This window comes from Bacillus sp. HNG, from assembly GCF_003400205.1.
Classification (GTDB): Bacteria; Bacillota; Bacilli; order Bacillales; family Bacillaceae_L; genus Ferdinandcohnia.
The window spans coordinates 373,060-397,531 of sequence record NZ_QUQV01000002.1; the positions used below are offsets into that span (position 1 = coordinate 373,060).

The following is a 24,472-nucleotide window of genomic DNA, read 5'->3' on the forward strand; positions in this document are numbered from 1 at the left end:
TCCTTTACCGAAATCTAGTACTATTATTTTAACATAGGAAGTTGTTTGAGATTGATAGTGTTAACTGGAAATTAAACGAAAAAAGAAAGCACTGCTCTATCAATTGAGCAGTACTTCCTTATTTACACCTCTAACAAATGTCCACCATCGAAAAAGTATAAATATCTTTCATTTAGTGGTTTTCTCCAAATATGTTCGATTGCCTTACTGTATAATTCAAGCTGGACGCGGTAGCGGTTTTCCAGTTCGGACTTTGCATCTTCAAAGCTTCTAAACTTACCAGTAATGGTGTCCGTTTTATAATCTATCAGAACAATTCCTTTTTCATCCTCAAAGATACAGTCAATAACCCCTTGGATGAGGACATGTTCCTGTTGTTCATCAGACCAGTCCGCATAGGCTTCATCCGCAGGAATTGCAACACTAAAAGGAACCTCTCGTCTGACACTTTTAGCAGCTAACATGCGCTGTGCAATCCCTGATTCAAAAAATCCGAGAATACTTGCTATATCGATAACATCTGCTTGTTCTTGCGTTAATAATTCATGATGAACCATTTTTTGAATTTGCTCGCGAAGGGAGTCTTCTTTAATGGGTTCACTGAAATTAATATGCTGCATCACCATGTGCATCGCGGTACCACGTTCTGCAGGTGTTAATGATTTTTGTTGCATAAATCGTGGACGATCTGCACTTGCAGCTCTGAACCGAGGTAGAAAAGCCACATCGCTATGTTCATCCATGCTCTCTCGCTGTCTTTTTATCTCTGAGACAGACTGTTTTGAACGCTTATTTGCCGCAGATTTATAAGGATATTGCCATGTTAATTGATGTTCAATTTGTTCAGATGCATCACTACTTACTGGAATTGGTTTCCCTTCCTTTAGCGCCGCCTCCATTTGTTCATGTTTGCTTTCTTCTCCAACCTCAATTTTTTGTAATTCTACTGCTGGGATTGTCCAAATCTCCCATTTTGCTGGGTGATTCACAATGTCGGCAGGGAGTTGTTCCACTGATTCATCTCCACGTAGTAATTCGGCATCCTTGTGTCTAATTAAGCCAGGTCCAATCCAGTCCAAATATGATTTAGCGCCGGCTCTTGTATGGTCTGCAATCAACCATTCTTTATTTTGAAGAGTTGCCTGCCATTTACCAAGCTGCTTTTCTAAATTCTTTACAGTACCAACTAGATAAAGCTTTTCTTTTGCTCTTGTCAGTGCAACATATAGTACACGCATTTCTTCAGAAATCAATTCAAGGTGCATTTTTTTCTTAATGGCAAGCATTGGAAGAGTTGGATACGTTACCCGAAGTCTTGGATTTACATATTTTGTTCCAAACCCAAGCTCTTTGTCTAACAAATACTTTTTATTTAAATCCATCATATTAAATTGCTTTGAAAGCCCCGCAACAAACACAACTGGGAATTCAAGTCCTTTACTTTTATGAATGGTCATGAGGCGGACAACATCCTCTTGTTCCCCAAGTGCCCTTGCCGTACCTAAATCATCACCGCGATCTTGCATTCTTTCGATGAAACGCAAGAAACGGAATAAACCTCTAAAGGAAGTCGCTTCATACTGTCGAGCACGGTCATAGAGTGCACGAAGGTTTGCTTGACGTTGTTTTCCTCCTGGCATGCCCCCAACAAAATCATAAAAATAGGTCTCGCGGTATAGTTGCCAAATCAAATCAGATAAGGAACCTGTTCTCGCTCGAGTACGCCAGCTTTCTAACTTATGATAAAATTCAGCTACCTTATCATGTGTAGCATCATCTGAAGATGCTTCCTCCAAGAATACCTTCAATGCCTCGTAGTAAGGGCTATTTTTTTCATAGGTTCGGATTTTAGCCAACTCATCCGCTTCAAGTCCAACAATTGGTGAACGTAAAACAGATGCAAGCGGAATATCCTGGAATGGATTATCAATCACCTTCAACAAGGACATCATAATAGCGACTTCAGTTGCATCAAAATAGCCTGTTGAAAGATCCGCATAAATCGGAATTCCTTGCTGTTTAAACTCCTCCATAAGTTGCGGAGCCCACGGCATCGAGCGCATCAGAATGACAATATCGCGATACGTAATGCTTCTCATTCGATTTTCTTTACGGTCAAACACTTGGAATCCGGAAGAAATCATATCCTTGATTTGCTTTGCCATCGCTCGGGCTTCAAGCTGGGCTGTTTCTAGTTCCGCCTCATCAAATAGCACGATGCTCTCCTCATCTTCTGATTCTTCATCTGCTTTATAGCTTTCGGTCTCATGGCCATTTTTATCAATTAACACTAATTCTGCAGCCATTTGATTACTTTCGGGATAATCCGCTCCTAGCTTTAATTCCGCATCATCGTCATATTCAATCTCGCCAACAGCTTCTCCCATTATTTGTTTAAACAAATAATTCGTTCCATCCAAGACCTCAGCACGACTCCGGAAGTTCTTCGATAAATCAATTCTTAATCCTGTATGATCCCCCGCTGGGGTAAACCGTTTGTATTTACTTAAAAATAACATTGGTTCAGCGAGACGGAAGCGATAAATCGACTGCTTCACATCTCCAACCATGAACATATTTCCGGTCGCCTCTCCGTCTTTTGTTACTAACTTTAAGATCGATTCCTGTACCATATTCGTATCCTGATACTCATCTACAAAAGCTTCTTCAAACTGAAGTCGATATTGAAGAGCTGCTTCGGATGGCACAAGCTCGTCAGACGAGCTTTCTTTACGAAGAATTTCTAGACAATAATGCTCTAAATCTGAAAAGTCAACAAGCCCTTTTTCTTCTTTCACCTTCTGGAATCTCTCGCCAAATTCAATCACAAGCTGAACCAGCATCTCGATTGAAGGCTGCATTTCTTTAATATTGTCTAAATAGCTTTCTGGAGTTCGACTGAACAAATCTTCCTTTATTTTTTCAACTAGCTTTTTCGAGTCATCCCTTAACTTTGTTACCTGGTCCTTTAAATTTTCATCATACTCATCACCCTTAACAGGCTTCGCTCTACCAAAAACAAGTGTTTGCATTTCATGGTAGAGCGCTGTCCATGAGTGATTTTTCGCATGTAAAAGTCGGTTAATTTGTTCCAAATCTGCTTCAATATTTTCTGCTCGCGGTGCTGGTCCTCCAGGCAGTCGAATTAAATCCATTGCTTGCTCTAAATTAGCTTTTGCGCCTTCGAGCTGAAGTGAAATATCGGCTAATAAATATGGAATATAGGGTGTTTGATCCAATGTCTGATCATCGACTCGATAATCTTCTACAATTTGTTTCAACCATTCATTAGGTGTTGGATGAGCTCGTGAAAACTCATAAAGTTTCCGAATCATATTTTGTAATTCAACATCGGTTCGATCATTGGTAAAACGGTCAACTAAATCAAAGAACTTTGTGTTTTCAAGATTGCTGTAATGCTCTTCAAATAACTCTTCCATTACTTCATCACGTAAGAGTTCAGCCTCTGTAGAATCAGCAATTCGAAAGCCCGGGTCAATATCGATTAAATAATAAAATTTTCGAATGACTTCTAAACAGAAAGAGTGAATGGTAGAAATAGAAGCTCGGTTAAGCAAGCTAAGTTGCCGTCTAATATGAAGTGAAGCTGGATCTTCCTTTAACGCTTTTTCCAATGCTTCTCCAATTCGATTGCGCATTTCTGCTGCAGACGCATTTGTAAACGTTACAACTAGCAAACGGTCCACATCGACAGGATGTTGATCCGATAAAATTTTACGGATAATCCGTTCAACAAGTACCGCTGTTTTACCCGATCCAGCCGCTGCTGCAACTAAAATATCTTGTCCACTTGAGACAATGGCTTTCCACTGATCATCTGTCCATTGACTTCCTTCTGGCTTTGGTATGAGATTAGTCATGAATTTTCACACCTCCATTCCGAATTTTCTCGAGGATTACATCTTTACTTTCATTTGCTAGAACACGATAGTTATTTTCTTCTAAACTTCGGTCAAACTGACAAACCGATTTGAACGGACAGAACGTACAAGGTGTTTTATCCTTAAGTTTATATGGGGCAATATCAATTTCACCATCTGTAATCCGGTTACCTGTGTTTTTAAAGACGCCACGCACATGATTACGAAGGTAACCAAGTTCTTCTTCGCTTGCCACCTGTGAATTAGAATAAAAGCTTCCGTCTTTCTTGATTGCAGCTGAGACAATTTGAGAGTACCCTGTTCCAAGCGATTGGTCCATTAGACGAACGGATTCCTCTTCTCCTAATAAGAGTCCCTTCATTTTAAATTTCTTAAAGATTTCCTCTTCTATTTTATCTTCAGGAAGTACTTTATTTGAATGAATTAATGGGTCATGGATATGGAAATAAAGAACACCTGCTGGCTTTGCGGTCGTTCCAATCCAATCCTTGGAATGTGTAATAATGACATCTAAATACGTCAACATTTGCAAAGCGAGCCCATAGTATACTTCTGAAAGATTGAGTGCCTTTTGACTTGATTTATAGTCGATTACACGTAACAGTACACCCTTCGAGCTTTCTGCTTTATCAACCCGGTCAATTCGACCCACAAGCTCCATTGTGCTTCCGTTATCTAAATCAAATCGAATGGGTGGAAGTGGTCCCTTCTTACCAAAGCCTAGCTCAATCCCTACTGGAGCAAAGCCACTTGCTTTCGCATGATCACTTAAGATCTTCGATGCACGGCTAATAATTTTTTGAAGCTTATGCATGATATAGTGATAGCGATTTGAGCTCAATAAAATTTCTTTCTGTAGTCGTGGTGCTAATTCTTCGACCGCTTGTGCAGCAAGCTTATCACATTGCTCTTTTGTTAGATCACGCCAGTCAATTCCATTGATTCGTAAAGAATCAGCAATTTTCTTAAGAGCTGCGTGGAATAAATCACCAATATCTGGTGATTCCAAGCGAAATACTTTACGCTCTTTTAGCTGCAGTCCATAGCTAGCAAAGTGAGAGAACGGACAGCCTTGGAATACTTCCATCCGTGATACACTACCTTGAATATGGTCGCCATATAGAGCCTCTGTTATTTCTTTTGATAGTTTTTTCGGTTTGTTTTTATAAAATAAACTGCTTAATACTAGCTGACTCTTGTATTTCATTTCATCATGAATGGCGAAATAGTTATAAACATCCCACCATAAATCTTGAATTGGATATTGTTTTTTCCACGCCTGTAATTGTGTAGCCAAAGAAGATAAGGCGACATCAGGATTAACGATATATTCTAACTGCTCATTCGCTGAGAGCTCTGATGGCTCATTCATGTAAAACTTTTCATCTATATTTGGGAATAGATCCTTTAGGCGCTTAATAATTGGTGATGGAAGAAGTGATTTTCCTTCTTCATTTGCCAAAGGATAGCTTATATATAAAGCCTCTTCAGAACTTGTTAGCGCACAATAGATAAGGAAATTTTCATCTAATAATGTTTCCCTACTTCCGGGTGCTAATTGTAATCCAGCATCACCTAGGGCCTCACGGTCTGATTCCGAAAATACACCTTCTTCATTCGGGCGGGAAGGTAGGACACCATCATTGGCTCCGATAATAAAGGTACATTTGATATTTGAGAATCGAGAACGTTCCAAACTTGCCACAAGCACCTGATCAATCGCAGGTGGTACAAGAGCAAATCGCATGCTTTCTAGTCCTGTTTCAATCATATTGCTGAACATGGTTAGCGATACTTTTTCGTCACCGATGATTTCAACATATTGATCGAGCAGTTCTAAAACTGCTTTCCACACTTGGTCATTTTCCCTTGCTTCTGAAAGCCTTCCGGCAAGTTCAGCATTCAGCTTCATCTCTTCCATTTTCGCTGGGATTTCAAGCTCCTCTAAATATAAGAAGAGCGCTTCACACATTGTTCTACCATCCTTCGCCTTTTGAAGTCGTTTCCCGAGAACAAATAATGGCTCCACTATCATCGTACGAAGCTCGTTTAGCTTGTCCTCGTATTCACGTTCTTTATCTGTTTGTGGTAGGTCTGAATCTTCTAATCCCCTTATGCGCTTATACTTCCAACGCTCGCCATTTGTCCATTTATAACCCTGAATCCCGTATTCAAGCACATAGTTTTCAAGCTTGTCCATGTCTTCTCGGAGTGCGGAAATCACTTCACCAAACGGATATAAAAGATCTGTTTTGACACAACGAAATACAGATTCATAGCGCCAATTGCTGTTAACAACCTCAAGACTCGAACGAATCAATTCAATTAACGGATGATTTAACATCGAACGCTTTTGGTCAATGAAAAATGGAATGTGATAATCCTGAAAAATAGTTTCAATGATTTCATGATAATCACTAGCATTACGTATCATGATCGCGATATCACGATATCGATAATTTTTATCTCTTGCTAATTTTTGAATCTCACGCGCTATTCCTTCAATTTCAGCACGCCGATTCACCGCTTGGCTTAATGTAATCGATGCCCGACCATGATATGGAACAGTTGGTCTTTCATCAAAATAACGTTCCAAATGGGCTAACGAAGGTTCTGAACCATACCGATACTGCTTCGTTAACAAAATCGGCTCTTCGACCTTAATACCATTTTCATTCGCATAATGGCTAATAGATTGATAGGTTTTGCCAGTCATTCGGAATAAACTTAAATCATGCGGTGGAACATCGTAAGCTTGATCAACCGTTAAAGCAATTGTTACTTTTTTTGAGACCTTCATAAGTTGACCTAATACTTCAAGCTCCTGTGGAGTAAAGCTATGGAACCCATCAATTAAAATTTCCGCCTCTTTTATATAGATAGATTGAGGAATTTTTTCTGCTAGAAGTCGTAAATAATCCTCGGAATCGACATATTTCTCAAATAGATGTTTTTCTAATTCATCATATAAAAGCTGTAAGTCATGTAATTTATCAGATAGAGCTTTGTTTTCAGGTGCAATGGTTTGTTTTTGTTCTTCTAGGATTTCAGGAGTGACGCAATATCTTTTAAACTCTGCAACCATTTCTTCCATTTGGGTAATAAAGCCATTTTTATCAGCAGCACGTGAGAATATCTTTAAATCCTGCTTTTTAGAATCAATGATTTTGCGAAGAAGCATGTTCACCCCAACATTATTGACATGATAACGGCTCATTCCCCCTGTTTCCTGCAGAACCCGCCATGCCAAACGAGTAAAACTGAATACTTGAGCTCTCATCATTCCGCCTATTCCAGGGGTACTAATTAAATCGTATTCAGATTGAAATGTCATTTGGTCCGGAACTAAATACACAATCGGAGAACCTGTTGGATCGTCAAGAAGCTTTGACCGAATATCTTCAAGACATGTGTATGATTTCCCAGTACCAGCACGTCCCAGTATAAATTGTAGAGACATATTTTAACCTCCTAAAGAGAGCGAATTCGTTTCATTGTTATCCTCTAATTGTATCAAAAAATTTGTCGAACAGGTGAATCGTATCCTATCCATATTTTAGAAATGTCGAAGAACGCTCACAATCTTTTATTTTTAGGATGATATAATTTTTGTAAGGTACTTCCAATATATTTAAAAATAGATGCATTCATTTTTTAGAAAGAAGTGATGTAAATGTCACAATGGTATAAAAAATCGATAACCGAGGTAGAAACAGATCTTTCCACCAATATTGAAAAAGGCCTTAAAGAAAGTGAGGCCGAAGAACGACTTCAAAAGTTTGGTCCTAATACCTTTGACGAGCATAAAAAAGGTTCAATCTTGAAAATGTTCTGGGATCAAATTAATAGTATGTTAATCTACATCCTAATCGCGGCCGCTGTCATTTCTGCTTTCGTTGGCGAAATCACCGATGCTGCCATTATTTTTATAGTCATCCTTCTCAATGCTGTAATTGGAGTTGTTCAAGAGTCAAAGGCCGAAAAAGCCTTGGAAGAATTAAAAAAGATGTCCACTCCAAAAGCAGTTGTTAAAAGAAATGGACTCCTAAGGGAAATTCCCTCTGAAGAAATTGTCCCGGGGGATATCGTCGTTTTAGACGCTGGACGGTTTGTTCCGGCTGATTTACGTCTTGTGGAAACAGCGAATTTACAAATTGAGGAATCTGCATTAACGGGTGAATCTGTGCCAGTTGAAAAAGATAGATCTTTCAAAACCAATCAAGAAGCTTCAATTGGCGATCAAAGGAATATGGCTTTTATGACAACTCTTGCAACCTATGGAAGAGGAATTGGCGTTGTTGTACATACTGGTATGGATACAGAAATCGGAAAGATTGCTGGAATGCTCGGACAGCAACAAAAAGAAACCACACCTCTTCAAAAGAGACTAGATGAACTAGGTAAGTTTTTAGGAATAGCAGCAATCTTAGTTTCAATCGTTATCTTTTTGATTGGTTTCTTTCAAGGTAGAGAACCGTTGGACATGTTCCTTATTGCTGTTAGCTTGGCGGTTGCAGCTATTCCTGAGGGTCTCCTTGCAATTGTAACGATTGTGCTTGCCATGGGCGTCGGACGAATGATTAAGCATCATGCGATCGTTCGCAAGCTTCCTGCCGTGGAAACCCTTGGTGCTGTAAGTGTAATATGTTCAGATAAAACTGGGACACTTACGCAAAACAAAATGACGGTTACTGCTATTTTTACGGATGAGCGTTTTCAAGAGATAGGTGACATTGCTCCAGCATTTGCACAAAGCCATCCATTTTTCCATGGAATTACATTATGTAATGATGCCCAAGTTTCTCGTGATCAAAGTACGGGAGATCCAACAGAAATAGCCCTTGTGCAAGCAGGGTTGAATAGTGGATTGCATAAAGTAGAGCTTGAAAAGACCTACAAACGAATTTTCGAACTTCCCTTTGATTCCGATCGAAAAATGATGACAACCGTTCACAAGGAAAATGACAGCTTTGTTTCGTTTACTAAAGGAGCTTTGGAAAGCATATTACCAAGGGTTACAGCTATTTATAAGGATGGGAATATTGTTTCGATTACAGAAGAAGAAGAGAAAAAAATCCAGGAAGCCTCTGGCAAAATGTCTGACAAAGCATTACGTGTTCTAGCTGTTGCTATGAGAAATGTAACAGATACCAACAACCTCGATAGCAGCTTAGAATCAGAGCTTATATTCCTTGGGCTAATCGGTATGATTGATCCTCCCCGTGATGAGGTCAGAGCATCCATTGCCTATTGTAAAGATGCGGGAATTCAGACGGTTATGATTACGGGTGACCATCAAAAGACAGCATTGGCAATAGCCTCTGAACTAGGAATTGCTAAGGATGAGGCACAAACAATGACTGGTCAGACACTTGATACACTTAGTGATACGGAGCTACAAAAGAAGGTGAAAAATGTTCGTGTGTTTGCACGGGTTTCTCCTGAACATAAGGTACGAATTGTAAAAGCATTCAAGGATAATGGTCACATTGCCTCCATGACTGGCGATGGTGTAAATGATGCTCCATCATTAAAACAGGCAGACGTCGGAGTTGCTATGGGGATTACAGGTACAGACGTCGCAAAAGGAGCTGCTGATATCATCCTTACTGATGATAATTTCGCCACGATTGTATCAGCTGTAGAGCATGGTAGAAATATCTATCAAAATATCAAAAAATCTATTTTATTTTTACTTTCTTGTAATCTAGGGGAAATTACAGCTTTATTCATTGGCATTTTACTAGGCTTACCTGCTCCACTTACAGCCGTACAAATTCTTTGGGTGAATCTGATTACAGATACCCTTCCGGCAATTGCATTAGGGATGGACCCTGATGATCCAGATGTAATGAAGGAAAAACCGCGTGATCCTAAGGAAAGTATTTTTGCTAAGGGGAGTGGAAGCTTTACCGTAATAAATGGTTTGCTAATTGGTTTTATCACATTGTTTGCATTTATAGAGGGCTTACGTTTCTATTCCGGCGCAAACTCCATCTTTTCAATCGATTATGGCACCATTACATCAGATGCTTTGGTTCATGCTCAAACAATGGCTTTTATCACATTAAGTGTTTCCCAATTGTTCCATTCCTTGAACCTTCGAAGTCGTAGGAAATCTATTTTTAAGGTTGGACTTTTAACAAACAAATATTTAATCGCCGCTATTTGTGTAGGTATTGCTATTCAGGTAGGACTTGTCTACATTCCGTTTTTCAACAATGTGTTTGGAATTCATTTTCTTACCATCAATGATTGGCTTCTCATTCTCGGACTATCCATTATACCAATTATAGGGAATGAGTTTGCGAAGGCATGGAAACGTATCTTTTGAGTATTTTACTATATTTTATTATTTCGACAATTTAGTTAACTTTATAACAAACTTTTAATATAGCTTTATAATGAAAGTAGGGATTGATGAGATATTGTACACAAATCAATCCCGTCAATTTGAAGGGGGTCTTAATTATGCCTAGATTACTAGTGCCTGTTGACGGTTCTGACCATTCGATTAAAGCATTGCATTTCGCATTAAATCAAGCTGTTGAAACCGATTCAGAAATCATTCTCCTCAATGTTCAACCAAGTTATAACACACCGAATGTAAAGCGCTTTGTTCGGCAAGAACAAATTCAGGCTTATCAAAATGAAGAAAGTAAAGTCGCGTTTGAGAAAGCTTTAGCTGAAACAAAGAATTTCTCTTTTCCAGTGAAAACCAAATTAAGAATTGGAGATCCTGGCGTCGAAATCTGTGCGGAGGCAAGAGAAAATCAGGTGACTCAAATTATCATGGGTTTTAGGGGATTAGGTGCAATTAAACGAACAGTACTTGGTAGTGTTAGTTATAAGGTTTTACAAGAACCTCCTTGCCCAGTGACAATTGTTCCATAAAACATAGATTTTACAGTTGAAGGTGCTGTTTAACTATAGAAAAAAGCGAGAAGATAACCAAGGTTTTCTCTCGCTTTTTTATTTAGGCTCATTTCTAAAAGATTGGTGCTTTAAAACAAAGGGTGATTTCCGCTCCTGGTACTCGCTATCTTAACTGTAGTCAAGTATTTTCTGTCATGAATGATTTAATGAACTTATACTGTCAACTGGCTGTTCCTCTGTTCCGTTGCTCGCTTTCCGCGGGCATGGCTTGAGCCTACTCGGGAACAAAAAGAGTGCTCCCTGCGGGGTCTCAAGGCTCATGCTATTCCCGCAGGAGTCAAGCGCCTGCGCTCCAAAGAACAGGTGCGACTATATAATGAAAATGTACATGCTAAATTTCGTAAAATTTTAGCCAAAAATAACAAAGTTTACGAAAACAGCCTTTATTTATTATGATTCTTTCTCAAAATCGTTCTGACAACCTCGATTTTTTAAACCAGACCTTGCCGGTAAGCATATGTTACAAAAGGGTGGTGGTCAGGTTGAAGAGGTTATATCTTGCCGCGTTATTTCTTATTGTTACAGGAATATTTGTTGCATCTAATATTTATACGTTTATTCCCATTTATCAAAGTATATCGAATGCAATCCAGATTTCTGTTGAACATGTGGTGGTTGGCGGGAGCATTTTTTCCTTTTCTTATGCGTGTGGGTTGCTATTCTTTGGGCCTGTTTCTGAGAAAATAGGGAGAAAAAAAGTCATTCTTCTTGGATTAATCCTTTCATTTCTTGCAACTGGCTTGGTGGGATTTTCATTTAATGAACATTCACTGTATCTTTTCAGGAGTCTTCAAGGTTTTGCTTTAGGGAGTTTCCCCCCGGTTGCATTTGCGTATATCTTTGATGTATTTCCACTTCGACACCGAACACTCGTGCTAGCCCTTATTAACTGTGGCTTCTTATTTGCGGGAATCCTCGGGCAACTTATTAGTTCAAGCTTTACTTATTTCTATGGCTGGGAGTATGTATTTTTTTGCTTTGCCATAATCTATCTTGTTCTGTTTATCTGCGGTATGTTTATCCTTCCAACAGTTCCCATCGCCAAACAAGCTACCGCACCACTTTTTCAAGACCTATGTAAAATGATTAAGAATCCCTCATTAGTCACCTGCTATATAATTACCTTTTCGATTTTACTAACATTTATTTCGTTTTATGACGGAATTGGCCAATACTTACATGAAAAGTATTCAATTGACCAACAAGCTTTATTTAAAATAAGGGCAATTGGTCTTATTGGTGCATCTTTTTCATTGTTAACAGGGAAATTCGTACGGTATTTAGGTGACCGTCAAACATTATTAATTGGTCTATTTCTTGTAGCATTTAGTTTAAGTTTCCTCCTTTTTATAAATACACCTGCAATGATCGCCATCCTCTCCATCCCTTTTATTGCGGCTATTTCTCTACTCTACCCTTCCCTTATTTCGATCATCGGTAAGCTTGGTGAAGAGGCAAGAGGATCCGCTATTTCGCTATATTCATTTACTTTAATGACTGGAGGAAGCTTTGGAGCACTGCTATCATCAGTATTAGATTTTCCGATTTTACTTAGAAGTCTAATTGGATTATTTGTCCTAAATATAATTCTGAGTTTTAAATTAAAAATGTAGAATCGTAGGAATACTTTTATAAATTTGTTTCATAAACATAATCTGTATGGTACTAAAGTAACGGCTTACAAGCTATAAGTAGGAGGTGAGTGAGTGAAATTTTTAATCCTTGTTCATGTTTTGTCAGCCATAATTGGTGTGGGTCCAACCTTTTTTGCCCATGTCCTACTTCGCAAAAAACAAAATGCCGTACAATTGAGACAATCGATGGCATTAAGTCAAATGCTTAACTTCTTTCCTAAAATCGGAGGCTCAATTGCCGTATTAACAGGAATACTTCTTGTAATCATTGGAAATTATGGCTCTTTCTTAAATCTTTGGCTTATCGGCTCTCTTATTATTTATATCATTATTCAGATTGTTGTTATTGGGATCATTGATCCAAACGCAAAAAAATTAGCAGGCTGGGTTTTTGATGAAAATAACAAAGAAGCTGTTGATTTGCCTGAGGAGCAAAGCCAGCTTCTCTCGAAAATCAGTAATCAATTTTATTTCGCTACCGCATTCGGTGTTCTTCTGTTCATTTTAATGATATGGAAACCTTTTTACTTTTTACCCTCTCCATGACAACCTCAACAAAGCGCTCAAAGCGATGTTCATCAATATGCTGAGGCATTAATTCAATTTTTAAAGTTGCTGCTAAGTTTGAATGCACATAAAGCATATCGCGAAACTCATCAACTGCCCCACAAAAATGGGGATAGCATTGGTCACCAGTGCCAAATACACCTGTTACTAAATCCTTGTTTGTACTGTTCTCGAATGAACGATAAAGAGGAATCATTTCGTGCGGAACATCCCCATTTCCCCAAGTATAGGTACCTATAATAATCGCATCATATGATTCCAATTCATAAAAAGGGAAATGTTCTACCTCATAGACATAGCACTTGCTAGTGTATCTACACATATACTTGTAAATGATATTCATCGCTTTCTCTGTATTCCCAGTAATCGATGTATATACAATCGCAATCTTCATATTTAAAGTTCATCAAACCCATTGGATTGAGATACCTTGGTATAGGTTCGTGATTTTTGTTCGAAAAAATCCGATTTGGTATCGTTCATCATCTCATCACTAAACACCTGAATCCACGGCATTGGGTTCTCCCTCTCTTCATATAAGTTTTGGAACCCAAGCTGGCGAAGCCTTTTATTAGCAAGATATTCAACATATCCTTCAAATTCTTTTAAATCAATTCCATCAATATCTTTCAAAATATAGCGTGCCCATTCTTTTTCTAGCTCCACTGCCTGTCCAATTGCCCTAAAGACATAATCCTTGTTTTCCTCGGTGTTTAGTTCAGGATTTTCCGATAAAAGAATTCGTACAAATTGAGCGATGAAATAAGCATGCTGCATTTCATCCCTTTGAATATAGCTAATCATTGTACTCGTTTTTAGCATTTTTTGTTGTCTCGCAAGATTATAGAAAAAGGCAAAGCCCGCATAAAAATAGATTCCTTCTAGGTTAATTGAATTAATCGCCAGTTTAAACAAATTTTCTGGGGTTGAATGCTCCCTGAATCCCTCGTAAGCCTCAAGGATTACCTGATTTCTTTTTCGAACAATCGGATCTTCCTTTGCCTGATTAAAGCGATCCTTCTGTTCCTGTAACGGCACCAGTGAACTCAGAATATAGGAGTAGGATTCATTATGAACAGCTTCCTGCTGTGATATCACCGCGAAAATGGCTTTAAAGCTAGAATCCGTTACATAGTCCATGACCTGGTTCATCGTAGGTGTTTGCAAACTATCTAGTGAAGCGAGCTGAGTGTTTATTCGTAAAAATACATCCTTTTCAGTAAGGCTTAATTGGTCCCATTGCTTGATATCATCCTGCATATTAATTTCTTGCGCTTTCCAAAAATTCGAAAGCAGGGTTTGATATAGAGTATACATTTGCGGATAGGCAATATCATTCCAATTCAATAAACCCGAGGTTTCTCCGTTAATGATTCCTGTTGATTTATTCGGAAAATCTGGATTAAATAATTTTACTTTTGTTAACGTCTGATTGATTGTCATTCGTTCTATTCCCCCTTAACTGTGGCATAGTTCACATTCTTCAATTTCTGCTTGTGACGTACTTCTGACATAATAAGTCGTTTTTAACCCTTGTCTCCATGCCTCTAAATGGAGCTGTAAGAGGTCCTTTGCTTTAATATCATGTCTGACATACAGATTAAAGCTAATCCCCTGGTCAATATGACGCTGACGTGCTGCATTTTGTTTGATGCTCCAAATTTGATCCACTTCATGACGTGCTTTTCGGTAAAATTCATAGGTTCTATGGTTAATATCTGGTGCAGTGACTTTAAACTTAAAATTCTTTTTCTCCTCTGCATACTCGACTGCAAAAATAGGATCAATCCCATCGGTAGAGCCTCCAATTTTGGCTGTCGATGAATTGGGAGCAACCGCCATCAGCCAGCCATTCCTTAATCCAATCTGAGAAACACTCTCTTTAAGCTTGTTCCATCGTTCAGATGTGTACTTTCTGCGGGTAAAATAGGCTCCCGTTTCCCACTCGGATCCTTTAAATTTCGGGTAGGCACCTTTTTCTTTTGCAAGCTCCATTGAAGATTGAATGGCAATATAGGCTATGTCCTCGTATAGCTTATCCGCATATTGAACCGCTTCATTCGATTCCCAGTAAATCCCCTTTTGTGCTAAAAGATGATGCCAACCAAAAGTACCTAGGCCTACTGCGCGAAACTTTTTATTAGTGATATCTGCTTGTTTGACTGAAATGGTATTTAAATCTACTACATTATCCAGCATTCTAACTTGAATGCTGATTAATCGATCAAGTACATTTTCCTGAACAGCCCTTGGTAGATTAATAGATGAAAGATTACATACCACAAAATCACCCGGTTTTCGAATGATCACAATATTCCCTTCTTCATCTTCATACTCTTTTGTAATTGCTGTTGCTGACATATTTTGAGCAATCTCTGTACATAAATTACTGCAGAAAATCGCTGTTCGACCTTTTCCGAGCAGATGTTTGTTCGGATTTTGACGATTGACTGCATCACGGTAGAACATATATGGTGTTCCTGTTTCTAGCTGTGCAATCATGATTCGAGCCATGACATCCATCGCTCGATAGGATTTACGTGGTAGTAGGGGATGATTGACGGCTTCCATATATTTTAATGTGAAGTATTTTTCGTCCTCTTCATCATAAAAATCTTCAAGTCCTAATGGGTTTCCGTTCTCATCCTTCCAGCCCATGATTTGCTTTACTTCATGTGGACAAAAGGTGTGCCACTCCCCTATGCTTCTTCCATTTTCATCTATCTCTTGTAGCTTTTTCATAAATAGATCTGGGACGGATACTCCCGTAAAAATATCATGAGCCTTACGGCGCTCGTCCCCATTATTCGTTTTTAAATCTAGGAAACCATTCATAATGTCCTTATGGAATAAATCAAGATAGATGGCAATTGCTCCTTGGCGTTGTCCTAATTGGTCAACACTTACTGCTGTATCATTAATTAGACGAATCCATGGCACAACCCCAGAAGAATTCCCTTTGAATTTTTTTATATCGGAACCGAGCGCACGAACCTTCCCGTAATAGACACCGATCCCACCTCCATCTTTTGATAATCTCGCAATATCCCAGTTATTTAAATAAATGCCATCAAGTGAGTCCTCAACTGTATCAATAAAACAAGAGGACAACTGACCAAAGCTTTTTCCTGCATTTGATAGAGTTGGAGTCGCAACGGTCATATACAAATTACTTAATGCCCAGTAGGCTTCCTTGACGTACTCGATCCGAACATCCCTTTTTTCATGCTGCATTAATGTCATCGCAATGATCATGAATCGCTCCTGTGGAAGTTCGTAAATATTCCGTTCATAGTCTCTGGCAAGGTATCGGTCTGCCAATAAAAATAACCCGATGTATGTAAATAGATGATCTTTAGTAGGATCTATTACCTGTTCTAGTTCAAAAATCTCATCTTTAGAATAAGAGTTTACTAATTCATTAGAGTAGATCCCTTTGTTCGTTAATTCTTCAATTAACTCATGAAAGCTCCCGTATTTTTGGGCACTTTTGTAATTTCGACTCGTTGCAGCTTTTTCATAGAGCTCATTTAAATATAGATGGGCCGCTAAATACGTCCAGTTTGGCTGATCCATGGCAATGCGGTTTAGGGAATAAAAAAGTGCATGTTGATTTGCTTCATAATTCATTCCTTGCAGTTTATTTCTTAGCTCGGTTGTATCAAGCTGATAGGTCCTTTCAGCATAATCAAGCGAGTGTAGAACTGTATCCAATTCTCCTTGTGTTGTGATATTCAATTTATTTCTCTCCCTTATCTATTTTCTCGTTAAACAAAAAAAATCCGCTCAGATCGAATTGAGCGGATGAAACGATAACATCAAGAGAGCATAAATATAGAGCCCACCTGTCGCCACCGTTTCATCTTCCCAATCCCCGAAGAAGGTGAAACATCTTAAGAAAAGACAGGTCTCCTGACTTATGCATCCCTCTACTTTGAACCCTTCCCATATAAGTACCTACTTTGAAGCTATCTTATACAGTGGTCTGTTCATTTCGTCAGCATTTACAGTTGCGGGGGCAGTTCTGGATTTTCACCAGATTCCCTATTAAGCCTACACGGCATCTTTCTCTCAAGGCAAAACACAATATGTAGTTATTTAAGTTAAAAATCTATCAATATATGCTATCAAATTAATAATAAGTGAATACTACACTTTTAGCAAGACAAATTTTGACAAATTATTTCTCGAGAAATAATACCATATGCTCTTCGCCACGATATTGTCCATTGTATTTCATTGCTTTTTTATTAACAGCAAAAGTTTCAAACCCTAATTTTTTGTACAGTTCCTTTGCTGGTTTATTTTCAGCATCCAACGTTAAATAAAGTTGCTCAATTTCAGAGATATTTTCAGCCACCTTAATCGCTTCAGTTAGCAAAGCTTTTGCAATTCCCTTCCCTCTTTTTTCATCATCAACATACATTGCTACAATATTAGCCCTATGCCTGATTTTTTGACGAGTTTCCCTTACTAGCGTTACCATACCAACTAAATTTGCTTCTTCAAATGCCCCAATCGTTACGATCTCATCAGATAGAAAACTTTTCTTGTATTCTCCTATTGGGTCTTCCTTTTTTATTGCCTCATCATACGTGATTAAAAAGGCATCCGGATCCGTTGTTAAGCCTTTTAGTCGTAGCTTCCAATAGCCTTCCGCATCCTCTGGTATAAGCTTTCTGATATTCACATTACCCCTCCTAAGAACATTTGTTCTTGTGTTTTTTATTTTACTTAATTATAATGGTACTTAAGGAAAAAATATACAAAAACGTATGACTTCTTTAGGAAATAGAAAACATAGTGTAGCGCATACGAAATTTTAAAAGGAGTGTTTTGTGTATGAAAGGACAAGCAACACCTTATTTAATGTTTAACGGAAATGCAAGAGAAGCTTTGGACTATTACAAGGAAATATTTGAAGGGGAAATTTTGGATGTTCAAACATATGCTAAAGCAGGTTATGAGAACCAAGATTGGGCGAACGATAGACTCATCCATGGTAAATTTAAAAAGAATGACTTCTTATTAATGGTTTCCGACGATTCTCCAGACCAAACAGTTCATTTTGGAAACAACATCTCGCTTGTAATCGAATTCGAAAGTGAAGAAGAAATTACGAAAACGTTTAATGATTTGAAGGAAAAAGGAACAGTATTTATGGAGTTGCAGGATACCTTCTGGGGAGCCAAATATGCAAAAGTAAAAGACCCTTTCGGGATTATTTGGGATTTAAACTTTGAAAAACAGTAAATGTGAAAGTCCCCCCAAACATCAGGGGGGATTTCCATTTATTTTTTCCATTCGTGTTTTAACAGACCATAAAAGTACATATCAAAACGCTTACCGTCTCGCTCTAGGAACTCCCTAGATGTTCCTTCCCTGACAAAGCCAAGTTTTTCATATAAAGCGATGGCTCTTTCATTGTATTGAAATACGGTTAACTGTACTCTGTGGAGATTTAATTCCTGAAATGCAAAATCTAACACAAGCTGCATCGCTTCATGTCCTAGCCCTCTATTTCGGTTACCATCTCCACCAATTGCAATTGCGAGCCATGCATTTCGATGTGGCCAAATAATACTATCAATGTCGACAAAGCCCACTAATTTTTCTGTATCTAGCTCTTTAATTCCAAACACGAATGCTTTTTCATTTTTCTGCTCGACCCACTCCTTGAAATCAGAAGGATGTTTTGGGAAGGATGGTAATGTATCTAAATTTCTAAGAAACTCCTGATCTTCATACCAACTCACAATTGTTGGAACATCATCATCCTTAAATCTTACAAGTTCCACCTTTTTTCCTTTTAGTAGATTGTATGTAATCATATGAAATACCCCTTAATTATCGACTAATTTAGTAATTCAACAGTTCGCGTCGATTTCCTTTTTCAAACTTACTTTATTTTCATATGTTCCCGAGTAGTTCTCATTATAAAAGCCATAGAAACAAGTTCTATGGCCCAGACTGTTGACAAACGCTCGCATACTTCGTTGCTTACCTTCTCGTCCGCTCATGAAGGCAACTTCTATTCGCGTCTTGTCTGACAAGCGTTTTCAAGACAGTCTAGGGAAAGTAATTTACATCTAGTTATCTGTAAAAAAACGTGTAGACAAAGTCAGTACTGACTTTGTCTACACTCTGAGTAATTTTTAATTGATCGTTTGAAATCCTGTACCTTTGGATTTCATTGCGAAATCATAAGCATCTAAAGCACCCTTACGATTGTTTTTTTGCACTTTAATTTCTATTTCACCATCAGGCAATTCAGCTGCAGGAACTTGAAGTTCAACAGCGTTAATAGAAATTACTAATGTTGCATTTGCTTCTTTAAGCTTTGTAACAGCTTCAGAACTCAATGATACAAAAATGGTATTTTTCTTTTCAGGTACTTCTACTCTAACAGTAGCTCCATCTGTTAAATCACCTAAATCATTTGCTGTTACAACATACTTGTTTCCTCGCTCAACCTCTGGAGTAACAACAACAACTTGAGGTTCTTCTGGTTCTTCACCTGGTGTTGTAAGAATATCAACAACTCTACCTTCAATTTCAGTTGGAATTCCTTCACTACCAAGGTTTATTAAATGGTCACGGAAGTTTTCCCAATCGGAAAGTCCAAGATCCGTTACACGACCTTCTTCATAAGCCTTTGCAAATACATCATAGCCATCTCCACCTTTAGCTGTGAATGCATTTGTTGCAATGATGTACGTTGTACCATCATTAACAGCAACAAGCTTATTATTGGAATCTTTGATGTAAACTTCAACTACACGTTCCCCAGCTGGTTTGGAAGAATCAAATTCTACCTTACCTCCTGCCACATGTAAAAAACCACCATTCTCTCCTGGATATTTACCTAAAGAAATTTCAAACGCTTCTTTTAGCTCTGCTCCTGTTAATTCCATCGTTGCCAACGTATTCCCAAAAGGAAGAACTGAAATAACTTCACCAACAGTGATTGGACCGGCATTTATAGCTGAACGGATACCACCACCGTTTTGTAGCGCCATTACGACATTTTCACCAGTGAATTCTCTTGCTTTTGTAAGCATACCATCTGTAATCAAGTTACCAAGAATGGTTTCGTTTTTACGTACGCTTGGTTTTGTATTATCACCATTTGTACGAGGGTTTTCTAATTCGATTGGAGCTTCTACACCAATTTCCTCCTGAGCTACCTCATCGACGCGTGCTTTAAATGGTGCTAATATCTCGGCAGCTTCAGGATCATCCACTTGATTGCCGATTGCAACTAAACCACCATCATGGGCTACTACTACACCATTTTCATCAAATTCAACATTTAGAACCCCTAGGTTGCTGTTCGCATTACCTGTTTGAACGATTACTGTTGGTGTTTGGTCTTTTGCAACAACAACAGGTTCAGACAATGTTGTATGGCTGTGCCCACCAACAATTACGTCAATGCCTTCTACTTCTTCAGCAAGGATTAAATCGTTGTCTACCGCTGCATTATCGTCATATCCAATGTGGGTTAATGCAATTATTTTGTTAACACCTTGTGCTTCAAAAGCTGTTACAGCCTTTTCAGCTTCCTCAAGATAGTTTTCAAATTCAATCAAACCCGGACTTGAGATATCGGCTGTTTCCTCTGTTGTTAAACCAAAGATACCCACTTTTTCACCGTTTATCTCTTTGATAATTCCATTGTAAATTTGGCCATTATTAAATTCTGCTTCGATAGAATCATTGAAAATTCCAGCGAATGTAGCATCCTTCGAGAAGTCAGCATTGGCACTCACAAATGGGAATGTGGCACCTTGGATAAATTCGGCTAATTTTTGATGTCCTTCTGCTGAAGAACCTAAATCAAATTCATGGTTACCAAAAGTCATCGCATCAAAGCCCATCAAGTTCATCATGGCTAAGTCTGCTTCACCTTGGAATTCGTTGAAATACAAAGTTCCTGTAAAGGCATCTCCTGCATGTAAAAGAAGTGCATTTGAATCTTTGGCTCTTTCTTCTTTCACCGCAGTGACTGTTTTAGGCATATTATCTAGGGCTGCGTGTGTATCATTTGTATGCATCACAGTTAGGTCGAAATTGTCTTTCTTGTCTTTTAAATCCACTTGTACCATTACTGGGTCATGGTCACTTGCACGCCCGGCCATATCGGTAAAGTCCGCATTGATGTGTAAAATATCAATCTTAGTTCTTGGCACTAGATTATTTGATACCACAATATGGTCTAAAACTTGTGAATTACCTTGGAACAAGTATGTGTAACGATCACTTTGTTCAACATGGTTTATCATGTTGGTCATCAATTCGCCCTCAAATATTTTCATAGAATCAGAGAATTGAAAATCATTATAGTCACCAACAGATACGATATTTGCATCCGGATTTTCAGCTTTTATTTCTTCAACAAAGTTATAAACTACATTTGCGATTTGTTTACGCTGATCTTCACTACCATATACAGGTGGTTGTGTTGAACCGAATAAAGGAGTGTCTCCGGATTTTGAGTTCCAATGGTTTGCAATCACAACAACATCTTCACCTTGGAAGGTAAATTGTGCTGCTAATGGTTTTCGGCTGTTATCAAATGCAGGATTTGTAGGATCAATTCGTCCAGGGTTATGTGTTAATTTACCATTTTCATAACCAACTGCAGTTGTAGCATCACCTGCTGGAATTCCTTCTGGTAAAGAAACACGTTCTGGATTATATAAGAATCCAACACGGATATTGGCATTTGGTGCTCCACCATCTGCATTATAAATAGGATCAATATTTAAATATTCATAAACAGGACCGCCTGCATCAATAATTGCTTGAATTAGACGTTCATAGCTTTCATTTGCAGCTGAATTACCTGCATCTTGACCATTATTATCTTGAACTTCAGTTACCCCGATTATGTCGGGACTTTCCATATCTTGAACAAATGCTCTTGCTAGTTTCTGTGCTTTATCATTTGATGTTTCTTTTATATTATTTGAAAAGTTTTCTAGATTATAAGACGCAATCGTTAGCTTATCTTCTTCTTTAACAATTGTTGTTGTCTCAGGTTTTGTATTGCCTTCAACATGTTTTGATTGCATATCTGCTAAATCAACATAGATCTTATAATTTTGGAAACCGTAGTTTACGACACCTGTAATAGGTCCAGTAAATTTGTCTCCTGTTGCTACTTTAAAATCTCGAGCAGCATTATTATCGTACATTTTAAATTGAATACGATCCGCATTAGCATTGTCTTTAGTAAATAAAACGCCACCATGGATTGTATCAGTTTGTCTGTTTTCAAGAACAGTAATTAAATCTCCATGTTCCTGAGGGGCAACAGCCTTCACAGTTCCTACTTCAACAAGCATACCTTCAATGCTTTCCCAGAAATCAATTGCATCTTCTTCTGGATCAAAATTTGCAAAACTATCATTATCGATTACTTCGTTAGGTAAGTTTTCGCTTGTAATTTCAATTGGTTGAGGTAATTCAACTGTTTCCTCAATGAGTGTTACTACACCGCCACGATCATCTCTTGCATTAATTTGAGTGACTGGTAGGTCAGTATCACTTTTTGTATTACTGTAGCCGTCGATATGGTACTCATCAACTGTACCTGTTACACTTACTAAATTACCAACTTTTACATTTGCTTTGTTCCCTGTATAAACGACAATCCCTTCAGATGTCTTAGGATTATTATCCTTTTGGTCATCTGGAGTTTGCATATGAAAGTAGTTTCCGCTTCCGATTTTGTAGGTATACGTAACGATACCTTCAACATTTTCAACAGTTTGACCTTTAAGTGGAGATTCGTGAGCTTCTCCTTGGATATCATGGATATTGATATTTTCAAGTTCGTATACTTTATAAGTAAATTCTTTAACTTCACTAGCCGTTAGGCCTTCTTTAACAGCAATAGCTTTGATTGTTAGATCTTGGTCAATAGTAATCGGTTCGCTGTACTTTCGACCATTCTCAACTATTGGTTCAGTTCCATCTGTTGTATAGTAAATGTCTGCACCTTCAGTTGTAGTAGATAATGTTACTTGCGTTCCTGTAGGAATGGTACCTGAAGGATGAGATGCATTTACTGATTGAACTTTTGATGCATCCTCAATTATATCTGCTTGTCCACGAGGAATGATTTGATAATCTTGGTCGAATTGTTGAACGATACCAGTTATCGAATCGTATGTGGTTCCAACAGAAAGTAACAATGTACCTTTTTCATCACGTACTATGAACTCTGTACCATCTTCAGCTTTAGCAGTGTAATTTGCCCAACCACTGCCTTCATTAACTTTTACAAGTTCAACATTTTTGACAACTGCTAATTTAGATTCATTTTCTTCATTAACATTTGCCCCTGCCAATTCAATCGGTGCAGGTTCGCCTTTATCTTCCGTTTTTTCAATTAGTGTTGCTGAATCTAGTTGTAATAGCCCTCGATAATCTTGTAATGAACCACTAACAGTGATTTCATCGCCAAGTTGAACATCTAAGGATGTTGGTCGAACAGCAATAGCCGCCGTTTCATCTTGAATGTGAATCGTATTTTTTAATGTTGCTGTTACAATTCCTTTAACTGTTGCTGAACCCGTACCTTGAGCACGTGCTTCAGCAATGCTAATTACGGTTGGTTGTTCTGGGTCTGGATCACTAGGGGTAGTATTGCCAAAAGTATGTTTTCCAAGATCTGAAAATACGTCTTTCCCTAAATTAGACCATTCTACTGTTGGATCAAAAGCATCACTTGGATTAGTATCTCCAGCTGTAATGTCACTGTTTCTTACTAGAGTAACATCACTCAAATTATTAATACGTTGACCAACTTGCCCTAAGGAGTCAATTACTTGATCTCCTTGCTTTAGAACAATCGCATCATCGCCGTTGAAATTGATAATGGTTGCATTTTCTAAATCTCCAACATTTTTAATCGCTTCAGTTGCATCTCTATGGTAGATCACATAGGTATCACCATTTTGAAGAATTCCAGTTAGTTGTAATGAATAATTCGGTGAGTTGCTCCCGTTTGAATATAATTCAAACGAATACTCACTCAAATCAACATTAGAGCCTGTCCCATTATAAAGCTCAATCGCTTTATTAAAACTACTCCCCTCAATATACTCTGAAATAAATAGATCTTCGGCTGTTGCTTCTGCCGCACTTACAGCAGGTGCAAAGTTTAATAGTGTAGTTGGTACTATTAAACTAAACACAAATAAGATCGATAGTAATTTTTTCACTAAGACTTTTTTCACAGCGTTCTCCCCTCACTTATTAATTAGTAGAAATTGGTTCGCCTACAGGATAATGGCAAAGTAAATATAGGTCAATATAATTTACGAAAAATAAACAAAACTTCAACCTAATTTACCTATAAAACACGAACAATAGGTAAAAAGTCATGATTTAACGTTAGTATTTTTTTACTATTTATTTTGT

General features: G+C 38.1%; 13 protein-coding genes and 1 riboswitch. Of the genes, 5 read left to right on the forward strand and 8 right to left on the reverse strand.

What is annotated here, in order from left to right; translation table 11 throughout:
* Positions 1-122 precede the first annotated feature (122 nt).
* Entirely contained in the window at positions 123-3,881 is a 3,759-nt protein-coding gene (gene addA, locus DZB84_RS05215; RefSeq protein WP_116351202.1) for a helicase-exonuclease AddAB subunit AddA, read from the reverse strand.
* Positions 3,874-7,362, reverse strand: coding sequence for a helicase-exonuclease AddAB subunit AddB (gene addB / locus DZB84_RS05220; RefSeq protein ID WP_116351203.1), 3,489 nt, complete (start codon positions 7,360-7,362; stop codon positions 3,874-3,876). Before addB ends, addA begins: the two co-directional genes overlap by 8 nt.
* Positions 7,363-7,575: 213 nt before the next feature.
* Between addB and DZB84_RS05225 the strand changes: the two genes are divergently transcribed.
* The 4 genes from DZB84_RS05225 (at position 7,576) to DZB84_RS05240 (ending at position 13,018) form a co-directional block, all read left to right on the forward strand.
* Positions 7,576-10,236 (forward strand): cation-translocating P-type ATPase, encoded by a 2,661-nt coding sequence (locus DZB84_RS05225; RefSeq protein ID WP_116351204.1) that lies wholly within the window; start codon positions 7,576-7,578, stop codon positions 10,234-10,236.
* 137 nt (positions 10,237-10,373) lie between these two features.
* Entirely contained in the window at positions 10,374-10,796 is a 423-nt protein-coding gene (locus DZB84_RS05230; RefSeq protein WP_116351205.1) for a universal stress protein, read from the forward strand.
* Positions 10,797-11,320: 524 nt separating this feature from the next.
* Positions 11,321-12,451, forward strand: coding sequence for an MFS transporter (locus DZB84_RS05235; protein ID WP_189655154.1), 1,131 nt, complete (start codon positions 11,321-11,323; stop codon positions 12,449-12,451).
* Positions 12,452-12,544: 93 nt separating this feature from the next.
* Positions 12,545-13,018 (forward strand): DUF2269 family protein, encoded by a 474-nt coding sequence (locus tag DZB84_RS05240; RefSeq protein WP_116351207.1) that lies wholly within the window; start codon positions 12,545-12,547, stop codon positions 13,016-13,018.
* On the opposite strand, the gene DZB84_RS05245 is transcribed toward DZB84_RS05240, so the two are convergent.
* The 4 genes from DZB84_RS05245 to DZB84_RS05260 form a co-directional block, all read right to left on the reverse strand.
* Positions 12,972-13,433 carry a flavodoxin domain-containing protein gene (locus tag DZB84_RS05245; RefSeq protein ID WP_116351208.1) on the reverse strand — a complete coding sequence of 154 codons (462 nt, stop codon included), beginning with the start codon at positions 13,431-13,433 and terminating at the stop codon, positions 12,972-12,974. The two genes, DZB84_RS05240 and DZB84_RS05245, sit on opposite strands and share 47 nt — an antisense overlap.
* Positions 13,434-13,435: 2 nt before the next feature.
* Entirely contained in the window at positions 13,436-14,482 is a 1,047-nt protein-coding gene (locus DZB84_RS05250) for a ribonucleotide-diphosphate reductase subunit beta (RefSeq protein ID WP_116351209.1), read from the reverse strand.
* Between the two features lie 15 nt (positions 14,483-14,497).
* Positions 14,498-16,771: a ribonucleoside-diphosphate reductase subunit alpha gene (locus tag DZB84_RS05255; RefSeq protein ID WP_116351477.1), complete on the reverse strand. Its 2,274-nt coding sequence runs from the start codon at positions 16,769-16,771 to the stop codon at positions 14,498-14,500.
* A 153-nt stretch (positions 16,772-16,924) separates the two neighbouring features.
* Positions 16,925-17,122, reverse strand: a riboswitch (cobalamin riboswitch).
* Between the two features lie 97 nt (positions 17,123-17,219).
* A complete protein-coding gene (locus DZB84_RS05260; protein WP_116351210.1) occupies positions 17,220-17,729 on the reverse strand; it encodes a GNAT family N-acetyltransferase in 510 nt (169 codons plus the stop codon).
* A gap of 152 nt (positions 17,730-17,881) precedes the next feature.
* On the opposite strand from DZB84_RS05260, the gene DZB84_RS05265 reads away from it, so the two are divergent.
* Positions 17,882-18,292, forward strand: a complete 411-nt coding sequence (locus DZB84_RS05265) for a VOC family protein (protein WP_116351211.1) — start codon at positions 17,882-17,884, stop codon at positions 18,290-18,292.
* A 38-nt stretch (positions 18,293-18,330) separates the two neighbouring features.
* Here DZB84_RS05265 and DZB84_RS05270 read toward each other — a convergent pair whose 3' ends face one another.
* Both DZB84_RS05270 and DZB84_RS25200 read right to left on the reverse strand, forming a co-directional pair.
* Positions 18,331-18,870, reverse strand: coding sequence for a GNAT family N-acetyltransferase (locus DZB84_RS05270; RefSeq protein WP_116351212.1), 540 nt, complete (start codon positions 18,868-18,870; stop codon positions 18,331-18,333).
* Between the two features lie 324 nt (positions 18,871-19,194).
* The gene (locus DZB84_RS25200; protein ID WP_223254382.1) at positions 19,195-24,288 is read right to left on the reverse strand and encodes a 5'-nucleotidase C-terminal domain-containing protein; all 5,094 of its coding nucleotides are present in this window, start codon (positions 24,286-24,288) and stop codon (positions 19,195-19,197) included.
* Between the last annotated feature and the right edge of the window lie 184 nt (positions 24,289-24,472).